This window comes from Streptomyces sp. bgisy159 (genome assembly GCF_057707805.1).
Map to the genome: position 1 here is coordinate 389,612 of NZ_JBYIQX010000001.1, position 19,575 is coordinate 409,186.

A 19,575-nucleotide genomic window follows, 5' to 3' on the forward strand; every position below is an offset into this window, starting at 1 on the left:
CTCATCCCGCCGAAATGTGTGGCGAACGCTTTTGCCCGGGCCGGCCGCGAGGGGCCGGCCCCCGCTCACGGGCGGCGGACCTCGGGTGTCTTCGAGAACTCGGCGGTGCTGAGCCAGCGGCGCATGGACGCGGCGATGGGACGCTCCAGGAAACGGTGCACGAGGTAGGAGAACAGGATCAGCGCGCTGACCGTCGCCGCGATCAGGACCCAGGGGTCGACGCGGTCGCCGTAGTGGTGGACCACGGTCATGCCGATGACGTCGTGCAGCAAGTACAGCGGGAAGGTCAGCGTGCCCGCGACGGTCAGGCCCCGCCAGCTCAGGCGACTGGTCCAGCCGAGCGCGATCGCGGCGATGAGCAGGAACGACACCGTGACCGCGAGGATCAGCCAGCCACGCCAGGGTGCCCAGGTCGCCCAGTTGTTGCGGCCGCCGTGCGGTGCCAGCAGGAAGTGCACGGACAGCAGCCACGACATGACGACGATGCCCCACAGCAGGGGGGTCGGCCGGAAGCGGTACATCAGGTAGAAGGCCATACCGGCGATGAAGTACGGCGCGGACGTCGGGTTGACGATCAGGTAGAGCAGCGGGATGCCCGCCTTGGGGGCCAGGACCGCGGCCACCGTCCAGACACCGCAGAAGATCACCACGCGCTGGTAGGTGAGGCCCTTCCACACCACGACCGAGAAGGTCAGGTAGAAGCAGAGCTCCGGCCAGAGGGTCCAGTAGACCGAGTCGAGGTTGTCGACGCCGAGGGGCCGCTGGAGCATCGTGAGGTTGGCGAAGAGCACGCGCGGGTTGGGGTGCCCGAAGGGCGTGTCGGCGAGGTAGATGACGGCGGCCGAGACCAGCACGCCGATCCAGTACATCGGGTACAGGCGGGTGACCCGCGAGATGAAGAAGTGCCGGGGGGTCCGGCCCCAGGCGCTCATGCAGATGACGAAGCCGCTGATCAGGAAGAACAGGTCGACGCCGAGACGGCCGAAGGCGAAGGTGCTGTGGACGCGCTCGGGGAACAGCTCCTGGTAGGGCTGGTGCCAGATGCCCTCCATGGCCGCCGGGGTCTGTCCCACGAAGTGAAACAGGACCACGGCGAGCGCGGCCAGGAATCTCAGTCCGTCCAGGGCGGCCAGCCGGTTCGGCCGTTTGGCCGGGACGGCCTGCGTCGGCACGGCCCGCAGGGTGAGCGTCTCCTCACCCCCCTGCGCGTGTCCGGGAGTACCGGACGGCCGCGCCGCCTCCCTGTGATCTGTCTGGGTCATCCCACCACCGCTTCAGACGTGTCCGCTGACAGGGCTCACCGAACCCTGGCTCAGTTGACTCATAGGTCTAGCAAAGGGTTGTAGGGGACACGTGTTTTTCCGGTGGTGAAGGCCTGTGAAAGAAAACACCGAAGGCCCCGACCGTACGGTCGGGGCCTTCGAACGGTGGCTGGGGCCGGGGTCGAACCGGCGACCTTCCGCTTTTCAGGCGGACGCTCGTACCAACTGAGCTACCCAGCCACGAGGTTTCACGTGAAACCTCAGCGGTCCTGACGGGATTTGAACCCGCGGCCTCCACCTTGACAGGGTGGCGAGCACTCCAAACTGCTCCACAGGACCAAGCTGTTGCGTACGACAGTGTCGCACACGGTGATGCGTGCCCCCAACGGGATTCGAACCCGTGCTACCGCCTTGAAAGGGCGGCGTCCTAGGCCGCTAGACGATGAGGGCTATCGGCCCGCCTGGGCGCTTCTCAGCGCGTCGGGGACGTGAGAAGCATATGGGATGGCGGGAGGTATCGCCAAAACGGTTTACGGAGCGGTGGTCGCGGGGGTGGGCGCCGGGCTGCCGGTCCGCCCGGACGCGGACGCGGACGGCGTCGCCGAACCGGAGGCGGGGCTGGGCGCAGGGGTGGGCGTGGGGCTCGGGGAGGGGGCGGCGCCGGGCTGGTTCTCCCGCGGGAGGTGGCGGCTGACCTCGGCCGTCGTCAGGCCGAGGCCGCCCAGCCTGATCTCGTCCCAGGCCTGGAGGCGGTGCGTGTCGCGGTCGACGTACAGGATCGACGCCTGGATCGGGTCGGGGTACTTCCCCTCCACCGCCCGCAGCCCGCTGCCCCCGGTGGAGCCCTCCACCCGCAGCCGCGTGCCCTTCTCCAGGATCTTCATCTCCTGGTGGTGGATGTGGCCCGCCAGCACCATGGGCACCTCGCCGTCCACGACCCGCGCGGCGGCGGGCTCGTGTGCGACCGCGATGTCGACCGGCGTGCCGGCGGCCCGCTGCTCCCGCAGCGCCCGTGCCAGCCGGGCACCCGCCTGCTCCTGGGTCTCCTCGCTGCCGGGCACGGTGGACCGGTCCGGCGTGTACTGCGGATCGCCGATCCCGGCGAACCGGATGCCCGCCACGGTCACCGCCCGCCCGCCGTCCAGGACCCGCACGTTCCTGATCCCCTCCAGATAGCGCTGGGTGAGGCGCGAGTCGTGGTTCCCGCGCACCCAGACGTACGGCGCGCCGAGCTCCGCGATGGGGTCCAGGAACCCGTTCTCCGCCGCCGTGCCGTGGTCCATGGTGTCGCCCGAGTCGACGATCACGTTCACCTTGTACTGCTTCACCAGCGAGGCGATGATCTTCCAGCTCGCCGGGTTGAGATGGATGTCCGACACGTGCAGCACCCGGACGGTGGTCGGGTCGGGCTGGTAGACGGGGAGCGTGGAGGTGACGTCGTACAGCTTCGTCACGTTCGTCACCAGACGGGCCAGCTCCTGCTGGTAGACGTCGAACTCCGTGACGATGCTGCGCGCGTTGCCCACCAGGGACGGCGCGGACGACAGCAGCCCCGAGAACCTGGGCTCCAGGACCGACTTCGGGTTCCAGGTGGCGTACGCGGTCGCGCCGGACGCGGCGAGCAGGGCGAGGGCCAGGCCGCCGGCCGCCATCGCGCGGCGCGGGCGGCGGTAGACGGCCAGGCCGAGAGCCGTGGCGCCGGAGACGACCGCCACACAGGAGCGCAGCGCCAGGTCCCGGGTGCCGCGCTCCACGTCCCGCGTGACCTGGTCCTGGAGGCCGGACAGGCGCTCGGGATGGTCGACCAGGGCCTGGGAGCGGACGGGGTCGAGCTGGTCGACGTTCACGTCGAGGCGGACCGGGGCGACATGGCTGTCGAGGGTGAGCGCGCCCAGCGGGGAGACGTTGATCTTCGTGCCGCCGGTGAGGGACGGACGCAGGGTCATCGTGGTGTTCATGGGGCCGACCTGTGTCCGCACGTTGCCCACGACGAGCAGGCCCAGCCAGGCGCCGAGCAGGACGACGGCGACCAGGCCGAAGGCGCGGACCGCGGGTCGCCGACGGCCGGCGAGCTCCGGGACGGCCGCCGCGGGCCTCCGGCGCGCCCGGCTGGAACGCTCGGCGGAGCCGGGGCGGGCGGGGTACCCCGGGGACTTCGGTCGGCTGCGGTGGCGCTTCAGGGGCTTCAGGGGCTTCAGGACGGCGGCTGGGACGCGGACGCGGGCCATTGGTCCCGTATGCCCAGATGCGTTCTCCGGTATGCCGGGCGTGCGGGGCCTGGTGGTGGCGGGGTCGTGCCGGACAATGGGCCTGTGCTGGAGATGACGCGCGAGGAGTTCGAGGAACTGGTCGCCGAGGCGCTGGACCGGATCCCGCCGGAGCTGACGCGGCTCATGGACAACGTCGCGGTGTTCGTGGAGGACGAACCCCCGGCCGACGATCCCGAGCTGCTCGGCCTGTACGAGGGGACCCCGCTGACCGACCGAGGAGAGTGGTACGCCGGTGTGCTGCCCGACCGGATCACCGTCTACCGGGGGCCGACGCTGCGGATGTGCGGCTCGCGCGAGGAGGTCGTCGAGGAGACCGAGGTGACCGTGGTGCACGAGATCGCCCACCACTTCGGCATCGACGACGCCCGGTTGCACGCGCTCGGGTACGGGTGACAGGTCGGACACGGTCGTAGCGGGGCGCGTGTCCTCTTGTGGGCGGTGGGAGTTGGGCACGTCGACTCCCGCAGACCGACCCGGAGGTGGCTTCCGTGCGCCCCTTGTACGTACCCGTCCGCCTGGCCGCCACCGTCATGGCCGTCGCCGCGGCCGCCGGCTGCATGAGCGTGGGGGACGAGGACGGCAGCCGGGCGAAGCCGTCGCCCTCGGCCGGTCGGCGTGACGGCGGGGAGGCCGCCGGGGGACAGGTGGTCCCGGGTGCCGGCCTCGGGGCCGGCGGCATGGGCACCGACGGCAGGCGCGGACGGGGCAAGGCGGGGGACGACGCCGAGGACGGGACGGACGCGTCCGCCTCACCGTCCGCCTCCCCGTCGGCGGAGGCGGACGCCGCGTCACCGTCGGCGGAGCAGAAGCCGGGCAAGGACGACAAGGTCAGGCCCGACAGGTCCGGGGAGCCGGAGCCGACCAGGGCTCGGCCGACGCCGCCTCCCCGGCCCGCCGACCCGGAGCCGCCCACCTCGCCCGAGCCGCCGGCCTCGCCCTCGCCCGAGCCGAGCACGGCCGAGCCCTCGTCATCGGCGCACGAGGACACGCAGGCGCAGCTCGTCGACCGCGAGCCGGCCCCTGAGGCGGGCGCCGAGGTGCGGGAGTGAGGGGGCGGTCGCGGCCACGGGGCCTCGTGCGGCAGGGCAGGGCGCTGAGCTGCGCGGACAGGGCCGGTTTGCCTTGAGGGGGGCTAGGTGCGTATGGTGGTAGATCGTTTGATCCCATTTGCCCGGCGCCACAACAGAGCGCGCCGTGTGGCGCGTACTCTCCTTTGCCGTGGCGGACCGCATTGAGGCGGTCGGATGCGATTCACGGAGTTGACGGGCGCGTGCCGAAGAGACTCCGGAAGGTTTCGCATTCGCATGTCCATTTCCAGCACTGATCACGTCGTCGTGCCCGAGGCCGACCCCACCGACGAGACCGTCGAGACCATCATCGAGGTCGTCGCGGCCGCCGAGGCCGGCGGTGACGAGGCTCCGCAGATCACCTTCGCGGACCTCGGTCTGCCCGAGGGTGTGGTGCGCAAGCTCGCACAGAACGGCGTGACCACCCCCTTCCCGATCCAGGCCGCGACTATCCCGGACGCCCTGGCCGGCAAGGACATCCTCGGCCGGGGCCGCACCGGTTCGGGCAAGACCCTCTCCTTCGGTCTGCCGACGCTGGCCCGGCTGGCCGGCGGCCGCACCGAGAAGAAGCGCCCGCGCGCCGTCATCCTCACCCCGACCCGTGAGCTGGCCATGCAGGTCGCGGACGCGCTGCAGCCGTACGGGGACGTCGTCGGCCTGAAGATGAAGGTCGTCTGCGGTGGTACGTCGATGGGCAACCAGATCTACGCCCTGGAGCGCGGTGTCGACATCCTGGTCGCCACCCCGGGCCGGCTGCGCGACATCATCAACCGCGGCGCCTGCTCCCTGGAGGACGTGCAGATCGCGGTTCTCGACGAGGCCGACCAGATGTCCGACCTGGGCTTCCTGCCCGAGGTGACGGAGCTGCTGGACCAGGTCCCGGCGGGCGGCCAGCGGATGCTGTTCTCCGCGACGATGGAGAACGAGATCAAGACCCTCGTCGACCGCTACCTGAACGAGCCCGTCCTGCACGAGGTGGACGCGGCCCAGGGCGCGGTGACGACCATGTCCCACCACATCCTCATCGTGAAGCCCAAGGACAAGGCGCCGGTCACCGCCGCGATCGCCTCCCGCAAGGGCCGCACGATCATCTTCGTCCGCACCCAGCTGGGCGCCGACCGCGTCGCCGAGCAGCTGCGCGACGCCGGCGTGAAGGCCGACGCGCTGCACGGCGGCATGACGCAGGGCGCCCGGACCCGCACCCTCGCGGACTTCAAGGACGGGTATGTCAACGTCCTGGTCGCCACCGACGTCGCCGCCCGCGGCATCCACGTCGACGGCATCGACCTGGTTCTGAACGTGGACCCGGCCGGCGACCACAAGGACTACCTGCACCGCGCGGGCCGCACCGCGCGCGCCGGCCGCACCGGCACGGTCGTCTCCCTCTCGCTGCCGCACCAGCGCCGCCAGATCTTCCGCCTCATGGAGGACGCCGGCGTCGACGCGGCCCGCCACATCATCCAGGGCGGCGCAGCCTTCGACCCGGAGGTCGCCGAGATCACCGGCGCCCGCTCCATGACCGAGGTCCAGGCGGAGTCCGCCGGGAACGCCGCCCAGCAGGCCGAGCGCGAGGTCTCCCACCTCAGCAAGCAGCTGGAGCGCGCGCAGCGCCGCGCCACCGAGCTGCGCGAGGAGGCCGACCGGCTGGTTGCCCGCGTTGCCCGTGAGCGCGGCGAGGACCCGGAGGCCGCCGTGGCCGAGGCCCAGGCCGTGCAGGCCGAGGCGGCCGCCGAGCCGTCGGTGCCCGAGCAGGCGACCGCCCACCATGACAACGCCGGTGAGCGCGCCGTGCGCGAGGAGCGGCCGGCGTCCGCGTCGTCGTACGAGCGCCGTGAGCGGCGTGACGACCGGGGTGAGCGGGGCGACGACCGTCGTCCGTTCGACCGGGACCGTCGTGACGGCGACCGTGGTGGCCGTTCCTTCGAGCGCCGCGACGACCGGGGCGGCCGTGGCTTCGACCGCCGCGACGACCGTCGTCCGTTCGACCGTGACCGCCGCGACGGCGAGCGCCGGGACAACGACCGGGGTGGCTTCCGCCGCGACGACCGCCGCCCCTTCGACCGTGACCGCCGCGAGGGCGACCGTGGTGGCCGTTCCTTCGAGCGCCGGGACGACCGCGGGGGCTTCCGCCGTGACGACCGTCGTCCGTTCGACCGTGACCGCCGCGAGGGCGAGCGCGGGGACCGCGGCTTCGACCGTGACCGCCGTGACGGCGACCGTGGTGGCCGTTCCTTCGAGCGCCGGGACGACCGCGGGGGCTTCCGCCGCGACGACCGCGGTGGCCACCGCGGCAGCGACCGTCCCTTCAACCGCGACCGCCGTGACGACCGCCCGGGCTTCCGCTCCGGCGGCCACGACCGCCCCTACGGCCGCCGTGACGACCACCGCGGTGGCGGCTCCTTCGGCCGCCGCGAGGACAAGCCGCGCTGGAAGCGCAACGGCTGACGCCGGCTGAGCTGAGCACGAGGGCCCGTACGACGCCGGTCGTACGGGCCCTCGGCCGTCCTGGCCCCGAGCCGCCCCGTCCCGAGCCGCCGGGTCCCCGGGCGGCCCCGCCGACGGGGACCTGACCGGTATCCGGTTACTCCGCCCCGGCCGTGTCCCCCATACTCGATCGGAGACCCGGCCGGCTGCGGCTATGCTCGGGTGGGCAACATCGCCACGGGCCGTTAGCTCAATTGGCAGAGCAGTGGACTTTTAATCCATTGGTTGTGGGTTCGAGTCCCACACGGCCTACCGGTGGCAGGCGGGACATATCCCTCCCGGCCTGCAGCGCAGCGCCTGAGGCGACTTCGGTCGCCTCGGGCGCTGCTTCGTTCGGGGGCGGTGTGTGAGCGGTGTGTGAGGGGGACGGCTCCGGGGCCCGTCGGATCGTGACGTCGAGGTTGCTTTTCGGCCAACCGAACCCACCGGCAGCGCAGTTGTCGTCCGTCCCGCCGGACGTACGGTCAGGCCGACGGATGGCAACAGTCACAGAGAATCCCCGCCCGCGAGAGCAACTGTGGCCTTTGTCCCGTTTCAAGGGTGAGTGGAACGGGTGATTCCGGGCGGGTGGGGCGGGTGGGAAATATAACCGGTTCCACGGGGCGCATCGCGGTAATACGATCATGACGCTGACCGGGACCGCGTGCCAACGGTCGGCCGCGGCGCTTGAGATCACGGGGTTCTGACGCGATGACGGACGATGTCGACGCCGGCCCGGGGTCCGTCGCACACCTCTCCGTTCTTTCTCGCCAGAAACGAGAACCCATGAAGATCCGCCGTACTCTCGCGACGGCCGTCGCCCTGGCCGCCACCGCCCCCGTCGTGCTCCTCGCCGCCGGTCCGGCGTTCGCCGGCACCGCCGCGGCGCCGACCGCGTCGGCCACCTCGACCGGGTCCGCGGGGTCCTCGGGGTCCACCACGCCGAAGTCGCAGCCGCAGGCGGCGGCGAAGCCCTCCATAGCCGAGCTGGAGAAGGCCGTCGCCGACGCGAAGAAGGCGTACGACGACGCCGTCGCCGCCGAGGCCGCCGCCCGCAAGGCCGTCGACGCCGCGCTCTCCGACACCGCGCCGCTCACCGTCGCCGCCGCCGAGGCGGAGAAGGCGGCCAAGGCCGCCGCGGCCGCGAAGACCGCCGCGGACAAGGCGGTCGCGGACGCGCAGGCGGCGGTCGACGCCGTCATGGCGGACGAGAACTCCACCGAGGCCGACCGGACCGCCGCCCTCAAGGCCTTCGCCGAGGCTCAGGCCGCGGCCGAGGACGCCGCCGCGGACAAGTCGGCCGCCGACACCAAGTACGCCGATGCCCTCGACGCCAGCAACGACGCCCGGGTCGCGGCGGCTCGCCAGTACTCCGTGGCACAGAAGGCCACCGAGGACGCCCGGGCGGCCCTGGAAGCCGCCGAGGGGGCCCTCGCCCAGGCCAAGGAGGACGCCGAGAACGGCGACTCCTGCGAGGCGGAACCCGGTCTCGCCGTGTCGGTCTCCGGGCTGCCGGGCAGGATCGCGGCCGGCTCGACGGTGGACTTCTCGATGCGGCTGACCAACAACACCGGTCGGACCCTGGACGAGGTCTACCCGTACGTGAGCGTGCACGCCACCGACAAGTCGGGCCAGAAGGACCTCGGCCGCATGCTGAAGCTGCAGTGGTCCAACGCCGCCTCCCCCGCGTGGCACAACCTCGACCGGGACGGCTACGCGGGCACGATCAGCGCGCTGAAGGCCGGGGCCCACTCCGACGTCAAGCTCCGGCTGACCGTGGACGCCGAGGCACCGGCCGGTGCGGGCATCGCCGTGACCACCGGTGACTACTACAACGACTCGGGCGACTGCGGCGGTACGCCGGACTTCGACGTCTACGAGTTCGAGCTCGTCGCCGCCGGGGGCGCGTCCGGCGGCGAGGCGACGCACGGCACCACCCCGCGTCCCTCGGACAACAAGCCGCAGGGCGGCACCTCCACGGTGCCGGTGACCACCACGACGACCACGACCGGCGCCCTCGCCGAGACCGGTTCGTCCTCCGCCACGCCGAAGCTCGCCCTCCTGGGCGGCGCCGCCGTGGTGCTCGGTGCCGGTGCGGTGATCGTCGCCCGCCGCCGTCGCTCGTCGTCGGACTCCGCCTGACGCACCCGCGCCTCGCCCCTCGCGCCCGGGGTCGGCATCCACAGACTGTGGATGCCGACCCCGGGCGTCGGTGCGCTGGTCGAGGGCCCGGGGCGGCCCGGGACGGCGCGTCCGGGGCAGGCGGGTCGGCGGACGGGCCGAGGCGTGGCGCGCCTAACGGGCGGTGCGGGGCTGCCGCAGCAGCTCGACGCCCATCCGGTCCGTGTCGTCCGGAGCCCCGTTGAGGCGGTGCACCAGCGCCCAGCGGCCGTCGTCCGTCGCGCCGGCGAAGAGGGAGGCGTGGCGGGTGGCGCCGTTGTGCCAGCGCAGGGGCCCGGAGGTCTGCCAGCTCGGGGCGGGGTCGCCGAGCCGGCGCTCCAGCAGCAGCCGCACGACCAGGTCGGCCGCGGCGCGGGGAGTGGCCCACAGACCGCCCGCGGGCAGGATCGCGCCGTCCATCGTCCAAGGCCTGCGGGGGCGCCCGAGAAACCCGGGGGCCGTCAGGCGCCGGGCGGGGTCGGGGCGCGCGGTCACTTCCGTGATGCCGAGCGGGTTCAGCACGTGCTCGGTCACCAGCTCCTCGTACGTCGTCCCGGAGACGGCGGTCAGGGCCGCGCCGAGGACCGCGTAACCGAGGTTGGAGTACTCCTCGGCCTCGCCGGGAGGACGGGTCACGAGGGTGTCGAGGCGGGGCAGCAACCGGTCCAGCGCGGGGCGGTCGAACGCCGCGTAGGGGTCCCGCCGGGGGAGCCGGCCGGGTGGCAGACGGGGGAGGCCGGAGGTGTGCCGGGCCAGGTGCAGGAGGGTGATGCCCGTGGCCGGGGCGGCGGGGAGCCGGCGTTCGATCGGGTCGTCCCACGAGAGCAGCCCGGCCGCGGCCATGCGGGTGAGGGCCGTACCGGTGACGACCTTGGTCAACGAACCGATCTCGACGAAGCGGTCGACCGCGTGACCGCCGGTCGCGGCCGGCGCGGCCATGTCGCTGAACACACACGTCGGGACGCTGGTCGACATCCCTTTGTTTCTAGCTGGGTTCACCGGATCGATCCAACCAGCTCCCGCGGCGGACGATCTGCCCGCCGCCGTCGGACTCAGCTCGTGGTCACCGCCGTCAGCTCGGCCAGCGGCAGAGTGTGGCTGGTCCGGAGGACCTTCGCGCGGAGGTAGCGGAGGTTGTGGCGGGTGGTGAAGACGCCGGTGGGGACACGGTCGCGGACGGTCAGGCCGAGCGTGCCCAACTGGGCCGCTTTGTCGGGGTTGTTGGACAGCAGGTCCAGCCGGTCGATGCCGAGGGCGCGGAGCATCTGGGCGGCGGCGGTGTAGTCGCGGGCGTCCTCGGGCAGCCCGAGCGCGGCGTTGGCCTCGTAGGTGTCGAGGCCCTGGTCCTGCAGGGCGTAGGCGTCGAGCTTGTTGTAGAGGCCGATGCCGCGGCCCTCCTGGCGCAGGTAGAGCAGGACGCCGCCGGTGGCGGCTATGCGCTCCACCGCCTCGCGCAGTTGCGGGCCGCAGTCGCAGCGGGCGGAGCCGAGGACGTCGCCGGTGAGGCACTCGGAGTGCAGCCGGACCAGCGGGGTGGCGGCGGGCGCGGGATCGCCGAGCACGATCGCGACGTGCTCCTGGCCGTCGGTGAGGCCGTGGAAGGTGACGAGTTCGGCGTCGACGGAGTAGCCGTCGTGGAAGCGCAGCGGGACCCGTACGCGGGCGCGCTGCGTGGCGGCGGGGAAGTCGGCGGCGACATCGGCGGCGACGTCGGCGGGCAAGTGGGCGGGGAAGTCGGCGCGCATGCGGGTCTCCGGGTTCTCGCGGGCGGTGCCTTGCTGCTTCAGATTTGAAGCAGAACCTCGGATCGAGACCCTACTCGTGCTTCAAAGTTGAATCAACTAGCGCGAGTGCCGAGGTGACCGGACTGTGGCGGGGCTCAGGGGCAGGGCGTCGACCGGCGCCGCCACGGCAGGTCGTCCGGACCCGCCCCCTTCGGCCCCGCGTCCTCTCCTTGCAGTGCCCGCAGGATCTGTACGGAGATCTGCTCCAGCTGCCCCACCTGTTCGGCGCTGAGATGGTCGAACAGCGATGCGCGTACGGTGGCCACATGGCCCGGCGCCGTACGTTCCAGCACCGCCGTCCCCTCGTCCGTCAGCGCGGCGATGCTGCCGCGCTTGTCCCACCGGCACTGCTCGCGCCGGACCAGGCCGTCCTTCTCCAGGCGGGTCACCGCGTAGGTCAGCCGACTGCGGGTGATCTTCGTGCGCTCGGCGAGGTCGGTCATCCGCATCCGCCGCTCGGGGGCCTCGGAGAGGTTCGCGAGGATGGAGTAGTAGAGGTGGGGCATGCCGGCGTCCTGCTGGAGCTGGCGGTCGAGCGTGTCCTCCAGCAGGAGGTTGGCGGCGATGTACGCGCGCCAGGCGCGCTGCTCGTCGGGGGTCAGCCAGCGGGTCGTCATCCCGTCAGTGTAGGTTTGTTTCAAACTTTAACCAAGGTTTCGAGGTATCACCGGGCTCACTGAACGTCGGAGTCCGGCTCCCCGCCGACGAGAGAGCGCGCCCATGCCGTACCCGTACGTCCTGCTGTCCGCCGCCGTCTCCCTCGACGGCTTCCTCGACGACACCGGCCCCGACCGCCTGCTGCTCTCCAGCCCGGCCGACTTCGACCGCGTCGACGAGGTGCGCGCCTCCGTCGACGCGATCCTGATCGGCGCCGGGACCATCCGCGCCGACAACCCCCGCCTCCTGGTCAACTCCCCCGACCGCCGGGCCGCCCGGATCGCCGACGGAAAGCCGGCCTATCCGCTCAAGGTCACCGTCAGCGGCTCCGGCGACCTCGACCCCACGGCCCACTTCTGGCACACCGGCGGCGACAGGGTCGTCTACACGACGGACAAGGGTGCCGAGACCGCCGGGCGGGCCGGGCTCGCCGCCGACATCGTCCCGCTCGGCCCCGACCTCGACTGGCGCCGCGTCCTGGAGCACCTGCACGACGAGCGCGGCGTACGCCGCCTCATGGTCGAGGGCGGCGGAACCGTCCACACCCAGCTCCTGCAGCAGGGCCTCGCCGACGAACTCCAGCTGGTCCTCGCCCCGCTCTTCGTCGGTGACCCGGGCGCGCCCCGCCTCTTCGGCCCCGGCGTCTACCAGCCCGGCCGGCTGCGGCTCGTGGAGACCCGCCGGATCGAGGACGTCGTGCTCATGCGCTACGAGCCCACCGCACCCGGCACCGGCACCGTCCCCACCGCGGCGGACCACCACTGGCTCGCCCTCGCCTGCGAACTCGCGGAGCGGTGCCCGCCGTCGCCGTCCGCGTTCAGCGTGGGCGCGGTGGTCGTGGCCGCCGACGGCACCGAACTCGCCCGCGGGCACTCCCGCGAGGCCGGCGACCCCGTCGCGCACGCCGAGGAGGCCGCCCTGGCCAAGATCGACCGGGACGACGCCCGCCTGGCCACGGCCACCGTGTACAGCAGCCTGGAACCCTGCACCCACCGCGCCTCCCGCCCCACTCCCTGCGCCCGGCTGGTGCTGGCGGCCGGAGTGCGCCGGGTGGTGACGGCCTGGCGTGAGCCGGACACCTTCGTGGCGGCGGCCGACGGCGCCGGGCAGCTCACGGCGCTGGGCGCGGACGTCGTCGTACTCCCCGAGCACGAGGCCCGGGCGAAGCGGCCGAACCGCCATCTCCTCGGGTGACGCCCGGCATGGCGCACCCCGGCCGACCCGTCGGCCGACCCGTCTCCGACCAGCGGAAACCAACCGTTTGGCTTTCTGCCCCCGGCATGACGTACACTCGAGACACAACGACGCGGGGTGGAGCAGCTCGGTAGCTCGCTGGGCTCATAACCCAGAGGTCGCAGGTTCAAATCCTGTCCCCGCTACTGAAGGCCGAGGGCCGGAATCCGAGAGGGTTCCGGCCCTCGGTGTTTTCGGCAGCCGTCCCTCCTCCTGCCCCTTCTTCACGTTCTGTCATCAGGCGACCGCCCTGCGCATAACATCTGAGTCACCATCAAAATCCGTGTGACTGCTGAGGTCGGTGCGGATCACGCCGACGGCGAGTCAACTCGCCCCATTTGGGCCGTTCATGGGCCTAAAGTCCAGGCCAAAAAGTCGTGATGATCAAGCGGAACGGCTTGGAAACCCGCCCTCGGGTCTATTAACGTTCGATAACGCAGCGCGGTCGTCCCAGCCGTCACAAGAGGCGGCTCCGTGCGCACGCGCCGAATCCCGCAAGGGAACCGGGGAACCACCACCTTGGGGTGAATCACGCGGAAACCGCCGCGAGCAGCGGCCGGTATACGCGCGTAGGAGACCTTCCCGCTCCGAACCCGTCAGCTAACCCGGTAGGCGACGGAAGGAAAGGAGTACGCCCGCGTGGCGTCCAACCGGCCTGCCCCAGAAGCCCCGTCCGTGCCCGGCCCGCGTCTCACCGAGACGTTCGGCTACGGCGGCCACCGCAGCGACGAGGGCCCCTGGGAGGAGTGGAACCCCACCGCGGATTCCATTCGCCCGGTGCGCGGCCGGCACCGCGTCGCCAAGCAGCGCGGCGGTGGGTTCGCCCGCAGCTCCACCGTGCTCGGCGTCGGCGTCATAGCCGCCGTCAGCGCCGGCGGTATGGCCAGCGCCAACACCGGCAAGCCGCCGGTCGCCATCTCCCTGCCCGACCTGCCGGGTGTCGGCTCGCTGATCTCCGACGACGGCGGCTCGGACGACACCGACGCCGACGACGGCGCCGCGCTCAGCAGCCTGGCCGCCCCCGCGGCCGACGCCGCCCAGGGCTCCGCCGACGCCGGCGAGGCGCTGCGCAACCGGATCATGGCGCAGGCCGAGTCGCAGCAGAGCCAGGTCGAGACCAAGGCCCAGGCCGCCGCGCAGGCCGCGGTCGCCAAGGCGGAGGCCGAGGCCGTCGCCAAGGCCGAGGAGGAGGCCGAGGCCGCCGCCGAGGCCGCCAAGAAGAAGGCGGCGGAGGAAGCCGCGCGCAAGGCCGAGCAGGAGCGACTCGCCCGGCTCGCCAAGCAGTTCACGCTGCCGACCTCCTCGTACACCATCACCTCGACCTTCGGTCAGGCCGGCGCCTACTGGTCCTCCGGGTACCACACCGGCCTCGACTTCGCCGCGCCCACGGGCACGCTCCTCAAGGCCATCCACAGCGGCACGATCACCTTCGCCGGCTGGGACGGTTCCTACGGCTACAAGACCGTCCTCACGCTCGACGACGGCACGGAGCTCTGGTACGCCCACCAGTCGTCGATCAGCGTGAGCGTGGGGCAGAAGGTGTCCACGGGCGAGGTCATCGGCCGCGTGGGCGCGACCGGCAACGTCACCGGCGCCCACCTGCACCTGGAGGTCCACCCCGACGGTGCGGCGAGCGGCATCGACCCGGCGGCGTGGCTGCGCGGCAAGGGCCTGTCCGTCTGATCTGACGCCCGGCGGGGCGGTGACGGACCGGTGGGCGCGGTGGACGGGACGTGAGCGTGGTCGGCGGGGCGTGTGCGAGGTCGGCGGGCCATGGGTGCGGTCGGCGGCCATGAGTGCGGTCGGTGGAATCAGCGGCTCCGAGTGATCGTTGCACTGATACATGACTTCTCTGCGCAAGCTCGGCAACTCCGACCTCGCCGTCTCCCCGCTCGCCCTGGGCGGCAACGTATTCGGCTGGACCGCCGACGAGGCGGCCTCCTTCGCCGTACTGGACGCCTACACGGCGGCCGGCGGTAACTTCCTCGACACCGCCGACTCCTACTCCGCGTGGGTCGACGGCAACAGCGGCGGCGAGTCCGAGACGGTCATCGGCAAGTGGCTCAGGGCGCGCGGCAACCGTGACGACGTGGTGATCGCGACCAAGGTGAGCCAGCACCCCGAGTACCGGGGGCTGTCCGCCGCCACGATCAAGGCGGCCGCCGACGCCTCGCTGCGGCGCCTGGGCACCGACCGTATCGACCTCTACTACACGCACTTCGACCAGCCCGACACCCCGGTCGAGGAGATCATCGGCGCACTGGACGAACTGGTGCGGGCCGGCAAGGTCCGGCACATCGCGGCCTCCAACATCGGGCCCGGGCGGCTGCGGCAGTCCCTGGACTTCTCCGACCGCGAGGGCCTGGCCCGCTACGTCGCCCTCCAGCCGCACTACAACCTGGTCTCCCGTGACACGTACGAGGGGGCCCTGCGGGACCTCGCCGCCGCGGAGGGCCTGGCCGCGGTGCCGTACTTCGCGCTCGCGTCCGGCTTCCTCACCGGCAAGTACCGCCCCGGTACGACGGTGGACAGCGCCCGGGCCGCCGGGGCCGCCAAGCACCTCGGCACCGAGCGGGGCGTTCGTGTTCTGACCGCGCTGGACGAGACGGCCCGGGCCCACGACGTCCCGGTCGCCACGGTCGCCCTGGCATGGCTCGCCGCCCAGCCCACCGTGGCCGCCCCCATCGCCTCGGCCCGTACGACGGACCAGCTCCCGGCCCTCCTGGGCCTCGCGGACCTCACGCTGACCGGGGAGGAACTGACCCGCCTGACGGAGGCGTCGGCCTGACGGGCTCCCCGGCGGGCCGCTGATATCCGTTCGCGAGAGTCCACGAGGCCTCGGCGAGGGTTCAGCGAACGGCTTCCCGTGCCGGCGGCGCCGAGTCTCGGCCAGGGTTCAGCGAAACGGCCTCCCGTGCCGGCGGTGCCGAACGGCCGGACCCCGGTCCGGCCTTACGTCCGGTACGGGTTGTGCGCCGGATAGGGCCCGGACGGGTACGGCCCCGCCGGGTACGGTCCTGACGGGTACGGCGCAGCTGGGTGCTGCACGCCCGGGTGCTGCCCACCTGGGTGTGGCATACCGGGGTGCTGCCCGCCCGGGTGCGGCGGCCCCGCCGCCTGCTGTGCCCCCGGGCCGGGATACCCGTACCCCGGCCACTGCGTCGGCACCGGCCACTGCGTCGGCATCGGCAACGGCACCGGTGCCACGATCCGGGCCGCGTACCCCAGCGCGGGTCGCGCCACCTCCCGGCGCCGCCACAACTCGTTCAGCAACTCCCGTTCCCGTTCGACGAAGCCGGCCCCCGCACGCCCCCGCCGCCCGCGATGCCGCAGGAACGCCAGCGAGGTCGCGTACGCCTCGTACTCGGCGACGGCCCGGGCGGCAGCTCCGCCCAGTCGCTGCTTCGCGTGCTCCCGCGCCAGCTTCCGCGCCCGCATGGAGCCCAGCGCCACCGGTTCGCCCGGCGTCAGCCACCCCGCGACGGCGTACACCGGCAGTTCCTCCCGCACGGTGGCCAGCTCCCGCTGGCGCGTCCACACCACCAGCCAGGTCAGCACCGCGAACGCGGGCACCATGAAGGCGCCGTACACGGCGAAGAACCCGTAGTCGCCGAACGTCGTGGAACCGTTCCACAGGGCGTGCATGCCCATCGCGAGCAGCAGTCCGGCCAGCGGCAGCAGCACCCGCCGCACGCGCTGCCGCTCCGCCGACAGCGCGGCGATGCCGAAGCCGAGACCGGTGAGCACGGTGAACAGGGGGTGCGCGAAGGGGGACATGATGACGCGCACGAAGAACGTCGCGGCGGTGACGGAGGCGATCCCGCTGTCGCCGGTGAGCTGGTCGGTGCCGAAGGCGGTGCCGAGGTAGAGGATGTTCTCGGTGAACGCGAAGCCGGTCGCGGTCACCCCGGCTATGACGACGCCGTCGACGATCCCCGTGAAGTCCCGTCTGCGGAAGAGGAAGACGAGGAGCACGGCGGCCGCCTTCGCCGACTCCTCGACGACGGGAGCTATGACGGTCGCGCCGAGGGTGTCCGCGCCGGAGGGGTCGGCGGTGGCCGTGGCGATCCACTTGGTGGCGAAGCTGTTGGCGATGATGGCGATGAGCGCGGCCGCGCAGGCGCCCCAGGCGAAGGCGAACACCAGGTTGCGCCAGGGGCCGGGTTCCACCCGGTCCAGCCAGCGGAACGCGGCCACCAGCAGCGGCACCGGCAGCACGGCCAGGCCCAGCCCGACCAGGAAGCCCTCGGTGCCGGTCTGTTCGCGTACCAGGGCCAGGATGACCAGCCCGGACAGGGCGAGCAGGGTGACGAGCGCCCCGTACCGCACCCAGGTGCGCTGCCACCAGTGCGCGTGCCGCACCGCTCCGGGGCCCGCGGGGCCGTCCGGGGCGGGCGGGTGCGGCGGGTGGGGCGGGTACGTCGGACTGGTGGCCACGGCATCGACCCTAACGAGGGTTGGGCCCGCCCGCGATGGTGCCCGAGCGCGGAGCGGGGGAGCGGTCAGCGGTGCGCTGTGCGGCGGAACAGCAGGTCGTGCACCACATGGCCCTTGTCCAGCCCCTGGCCCTCGAAGCGGGTCAGCGGCCGGAAGCCGGGCCGGGGCGCGTACCCGCCGTCGGCCTGAGTGTTCTCGAAGTCGGGGTGGGCGGTGAGCACGTCGAGCATCTGCTCCGCGTACGGCTCCCAGTCGGTGGCGCAGTGCACGACCGCCCCCGGCTTCAGCCGGCCCGCCGCGAGCGTGAGGAACTCCGGCTGGATCAGCCGCCGTTTGTGGTGGCGCTTCTTGGGCCAGGGGTCGGGGAAGTAGACGCGCAGCCCGTCGAGGGAGTCGGGGGCGAGCATCTCGCGCAGCAGGATGATCGCGTCCCCGTTGGCGACGCGCACGTTGTCCAGGCCGCCCCGGTCAGCCAGGTTGAGCAGATTGCCCTGCCCGGGGGTGTGCACGTCCACGGCGAGGATGTTGGTGTCCGGATCGGCGGCGGCCATCTGCGCGGTGGCCTCACCCATGCCGAAACCGATCTCCAGGACCACCGGCCGGCCGTTACCGAACAGCTCGGCGGGATCGATGATCCGCCCGCCGTCGATGTCCAGCCCCCACTTGGGCCACAGCCGCTGCAAGGCGTCGGCCTGCCCCGCCGTGACCCGGCTGCGCCTCGGCTGGAAGCTCCGGATCCGTCGCTCGAAGTGCGACCCGGCGGGATCGGCCTTCGGGCCGTCGGGGAACCGGGGCTCCCCCTTGGCCCGGGTGTGACGCAGGGAGGCACCGGGCAGGTGCCGCCGCTCACCGGGGTCGGACTGGGGCGTTTCTGGGGAATTCACGGAGTCAGACACAGTGCGGTCGATTTTACGGGGAGGGTGTGACAGCACCCGGCCGCGTGCCCCCGTCACGAGGCCGCCAGCACTCCCAGGGCCCGCCGGGCCACCTCCCGTCCGATCGGCAGGGACGCCGTGGCCGCCGGGGACGGCGCGTTCAGCACGTGCACGGCCCGCTGCCCCTCCTGGATCAGGAAGTCGTCGACCAGCCCGCCGTCCCGCAGTACGGCCTGCGCCCGCACCCCGGCCCCCGCCCGCACCAGATCGGTTTCCGCGACCGCGGGCAGCATGCGGCGCACCGCCGCCACGAAGGCCGGCCGTGACACCGACCGCCGCAGCTCCCCGGCCCCGTACCGCCAGTGCCGCCGCCCCATCCGCCACGCCCCGGGCCAGGCCAGGGTGGTCGCGATCTCCCGGGGGCGCACGACGCCCCAGCCGTATCCTTCGCGGGCCAGCGCCGGCACCGCGTTGGGCCCCACGTGCACCCCGCCGTCGATACCGCGGGTCAGATGGACACCGAGGAACGGGAACGCAGGGTCGGGCACCGGATACACCAGTCCGCGCACCAGCTCGGGCCGCGTCAGCTCGTAGTACTCGCCCCGGAACGGCACGATCCGTGCCCCGGGGTCGTCCCCGGTCAGCCGGGCGATCTCGTCGCAGTACAGGCCGGCGCAGTTCACCAGCACCCGCCCGCGTACGACCTCCCCGCGCGCCGTGCGGACGGCGACGCCCAGGCCGGGGCGCCGGTCGACCCGGACCACCCGGGCGCCGTACCGGATCTCCGCCCCGGACGCCTCGCCGAGCCGCCGCGCGACCTCGCCGAAGTCGCAGATGCCGGTCGTCCGCACGTGTATGGCGGCCAGGCCCCGCACTTCCGGCTCGTACTCGGCGATCTGCGAGGCGCCCAGTTCCCGGACCGGTATGCCGTTCTCCCGGCCGCGCTGGACCAGGGCGTGCAGCCGGGGCAGCTCGGACCGCTCGGTGGCGACGATCAGCTTTCCGGTCACCGCGTGCGGAATGTCGTACTCCGCGCAGAACTTGATCATCTCGGCGGCGCCGCGCACCGCGTACCGAGCCTTCAGGGACCCCGGGCGGTAGTAGATGCCGCTGTGGATCACCCCGCTGTTCCGCCCGGTCTGGTGCCGTGCCGGACCAGGCTCCTTCTCCAGCACGGTGACCCGGGTGCCGGGCGCGGCCCTGCTGATCGCGAACGCGGTCGACAGCCCGACGATCCCCCCACCGATCACGAGCACGTCGCAGTCGAAACCCGGCCCAGCCGCCACCGGCACCACCTCCCGCCTCCGATAGTGCACTGCGCCACTGACAACGCGTTCAAACGCGGGTTCCGGCCGCGCCGCGCACGG

Annotated in this window: 15 protein-coding genes, 5 tRNA genes and 1 riboswitch; of the genes, 9 read left to right on the forward strand and 11 right to left on the reverse strand. The window is 72.6% G+C overall.

Annotated features, from left to right (window positions below):
* Positions 1–65: 65 nt before the first annotated feature.
* The 5 genes from AC3ET3_RS01845 to AC3ET3_RS01865 all read right to left on the reverse strand — a co-directional run bounded on the left by AC3ET3_RS01845 (position 66) and on the right by AC3ET3_RS01865 (position 3,490).
* Complete coding sequence (locus tag AC3ET3_RS01845; protein WP_432139056.1) at positions 66–1,262, reverse strand: acyltransferase family protein; 1,197 nt, start codon at positions 1,260–1,262, stop codon at positions 66–68.
* A 166-nt stretch (positions 1,263–1,428) separates the two neighbouring features.
* A tRNA-Phe gene (locus AC3ET3_RS01850) sits at positions 1,429–1,502 on the reverse strand.
* 24 nt (positions 1,503–1,526) lie between these two features.
* Positions 1,527–1,601, reverse strand: a tRNA-Asp gene (locus AC3ET3_RS01855).
* A 38-nt stretch (positions 1,602–1,639) separates the two neighbouring features.
* Positions 1,640–1,712 (reverse strand) — tRNA-Glu (locus AC3ET3_RS01860).
* Between the two features lie 80 nt (positions 1,713–1,792).
* Positions 1,793–3,490, reverse strand: a complete 1,698-nt coding sequence (locus AC3ET3_RS01865; RefSeq protein ID WP_432139057.1) for a metallophosphoesterase family protein — start codon at positions 3,488–3,490, stop codon at positions 1,793–1,795.
* Positions 3,491–3,574: 84 nt separating this feature from the next.
* On the opposite strand from AC3ET3_RS01865, the gene AC3ET3_RS01870 reads away from it, so the two are divergent.
* The 5 genes from AC3ET3_RS01870 (at position 3,575) to AC3ET3_RS01890 (ending at position 9,204) form a co-directional block, all read left to right on the forward strand.
* Positions 3,575–3,925, forward strand: coding sequence for a metallopeptidase family protein (locus tag AC3ET3_RS01870; RefSeq protein WP_432139058.1), 351 nt, complete (start codon positions 3,575–3,577; stop codon positions 3,923–3,925).
* A gap of 95 nt (positions 3,926–4,020) precedes the next feature.
* Positions 4,021–4,581 (forward strand): hypothetical protein, encoded by a 561-nt coding sequence (locus tag AC3ET3_RS01875; protein WP_432139059.1) that lies wholly within the window; start codon positions 4,021–4,023, stop codon positions 4,579–4,581.
* 255 nt (positions 4,582–4,836) lie between these two features.
* Positions 4,837–7,044 carry a DEAD/DEAH box helicase gene (locus AC3ET3_RS01880; RefSeq protein ID WP_432139060.1) on the forward strand — a complete coding sequence of 736 codons (2,208 nt, stop codon included), beginning with the start codon at positions 4,837–4,839 and terminating at the stop codon, positions 7,042–7,044.
* A 218-nt stretch (positions 7,045–7,262) separates the two neighbouring features.
* Positions 7,263–7,335, forward strand: a tRNA-Lys gene (locus AC3ET3_RS01885).
* Positions 7,336–7,848: 513 nt separating this feature from the next.
* Positions 7,849–9,204: an LAETG motif-containing sortase-dependent surface protein gene (locus tag AC3ET3_RS01890; RefSeq protein WP_435611498.1), complete on the forward strand. Its 1,356-nt coding sequence runs from the start codon at positions 7,849–7,851 to the stop codon at positions 9,202–9,204.
* 153 nt (positions 9,205–9,357) lie between these two features.
* Here the strand turns inward: AC3ET3_RS01890 and AC3ET3_RS01895 are convergent, their stop codons facing one another.
* The 3 genes from AC3ET3_RS01895 to AC3ET3_RS01905 all read right to left on the reverse strand — a co-directional run bounded on the left by AC3ET3_RS01895 (position 9,358) and on the right by AC3ET3_RS01905 (position 11,623).
* Positions 9,358–10,197: a serine hydrolase domain-containing protein gene (locus AC3ET3_RS01895; RefSeq protein WP_432139062.1), complete on the reverse strand. Its 840-nt coding sequence runs from the start codon at positions 10,195–10,197 to the stop codon at positions 9,358–9,360.
* Positions 10,198–10,274: 77 nt separating this feature from the next.
* The gene (locus AC3ET3_RS01900; RefSeq protein WP_432139063.1) at positions 10,275–10,967 is read right to left on the reverse strand and encodes a GTP cyclohydrolase II; all 693 of its coding nucleotides are present in this window, start codon (positions 10,965–10,967) and stop codon (positions 10,275–10,277) included.
* 134 nt (positions 10,968–11,101) lie between these two features.
* A complete protein-coding gene (locus AC3ET3_RS01905) occupies positions 11,102–11,623 on the reverse strand; it encodes a MarR family winged helix-turn-helix transcriptional regulator (protein ID WP_432158861.1) in 522 nt (173 codons plus the stop codon).
* A gap of 103 nt (positions 11,624–11,726) precedes the next feature.
* Here AC3ET3_RS01905 and AC3ET3_RS01910 point away from each other — a divergent pair, with 103 nt between their 5' ends.
* The 4 genes from AC3ET3_RS01910 (at position 11,727) to AC3ET3_RS01925 (ending at position 15,684) form a co-directional block, all read left to right on the forward strand.
* A complete protein-coding gene (locus tag AC3ET3_RS01910; protein ID WP_432158860.1) occupies positions 11,727–12,857 on the forward strand; it encodes a dihydrofolate reductase family protein in 1,131 nt (376 codons plus the stop codon).
* A gap of 111 nt (positions 12,858–12,968) precedes the next feature.
* Positions 12,969–13,042 (forward strand) — tRNA-Met (locus AC3ET3_RS01915).
* 327 nt (positions 13,043–13,369) lie between these two features.
* Positions 13,370–13,528, forward strand: a riboswitch (cyclic di-AMP (ydaO/yuaA leader).
* Positions 13,529–13,535: 7 nt separating this feature from the next.
* The gene (locus AC3ET3_RS01920) at positions 13,536–14,579 is read left to right on the forward strand and encodes a M23 family metallopeptidase (RefSeq protein ID WP_435611499.1); all 1,044 of its coding nucleotides are present in this window, start codon (positions 13,536–13,538) and stop codon (positions 14,577–14,579) included.
* Between the two features lie 160 nt (positions 14,580–14,739).
* Entirely contained in the window at positions 14,740–15,684 is a 945-nt protein-coding gene (locus AC3ET3_RS01925) for an aldo/keto reductase (protein WP_432139067.1), read from the forward strand.
* Positions 15,685–15,848: 164 nt separating this feature from the next.
* Here AC3ET3_RS01925 and AC3ET3_RS01930 read toward each other — a convergent pair whose 3' ends face one another.
* The 3 genes from AC3ET3_RS01930 to lhgO form a co-directional block, all read right to left on the reverse strand.
* On the reverse strand, positions 15,849–17,333 hold the full coding sequence (locus AC3ET3_RS01930; protein ID WP_432139068.1) for a PrsW family intramembrane metalloprotease: 1,485 nt from the start codon (positions 17,331–17,333) through the stop codon (positions 15,849–15,851).
* A gap of 65 nt (positions 17,334–17,398) precedes the next feature.
* On the reverse strand, positions 17,399–18,229 hold the full coding sequence (trmB, locus tag AC3ET3_RS01935; RefSeq protein ID WP_432139069.1) for a tRNA (guanosine(46)-N7)-methyltransferase TrmB: 831 nt from the start codon (positions 18,227–18,229) through the stop codon (positions 17,399–17,401).
* Positions 18,230–18,282: 53 nt separating this feature from the next.
* Positions 18,283–19,524 carry an L-2-hydroxyglutarate oxidase gene (gene lhgO / locus AC3ET3_RS01940; protein ID WP_432139070.1) on the reverse strand — a complete coding sequence of 414 codons (1,242 nt, stop codon included), beginning with the start codon at positions 19,522–19,524 and terminating at the stop codon, positions 18,283–18,285.
* Between the last annotated feature and the right edge of the window lie 51 nt (positions 19,525–19,575).

Coding starts and splice junctions, on each gene's coding strand:
- AC3ET3_RS01910 (WP_432158860.1), top strand. CDS start 11,727: ATGCCGTACCCGTACGTCCTGCTGTCCGCCGCCGTCTCCCTCGACGGC.
- AC3ET3_RS01905 (WP_432158861.1), bottom strand. CDS start 11,623: ATGACGACCCGCTGGCTGACCCCCGACGAGCAGCGCGCCTGGCGCGCG.
- AC3ET3_RS01895 (WP_432139062.1), bottom strand. CDS start 10,197: ATGTCGACCAGCGTCCCGACGTGTGTGTTCAGCGACATGGCCGCGCCG.
- AC3ET3_RS01900 (WP_432139063.1), bottom strand. CDS start 10,967: ATGCGCGCCGACTTCCCCGCCCACTTGCCCGCCGACGTCGCCGCCGAT.
- AC3ET3_RS01880 (WP_432139060.1), top strand. CDS start 4,837: ATGTCCATTTCCAGCACTGATCACGTCGTCGTGCCCGAGGCCGACCCC.
- AC3ET3_RS01845 (WP_432139056.1), bottom strand. CDS start 1,262: ATGACCCAGACAGATCACAGGGAGGCGGCGCGGCCGTCCGGTACTCCC.
- AC3ET3_RS01890 (WP_435611498.1), top strand. CDS start 7,849: ATGAAGATCCGCCGTACTCTCGCGACGGCCGTCGCCCTGGCCGCCACC.
- AC3ET3_RS01865 (WP_432139057.1), bottom strand. CDS start 3,490: ATGGCCCGCGTCCGCGTCCCAGCCGCCGTCCTGAAGCCCCTGAAGCCC.
- AC3ET3_RS01925 (WP_432139067.1), top strand. CDS start 14,740: ATGACTTCTCTGCGCAAGCTCGGCAACTCCGACCTCGCCGTCTCCCCG.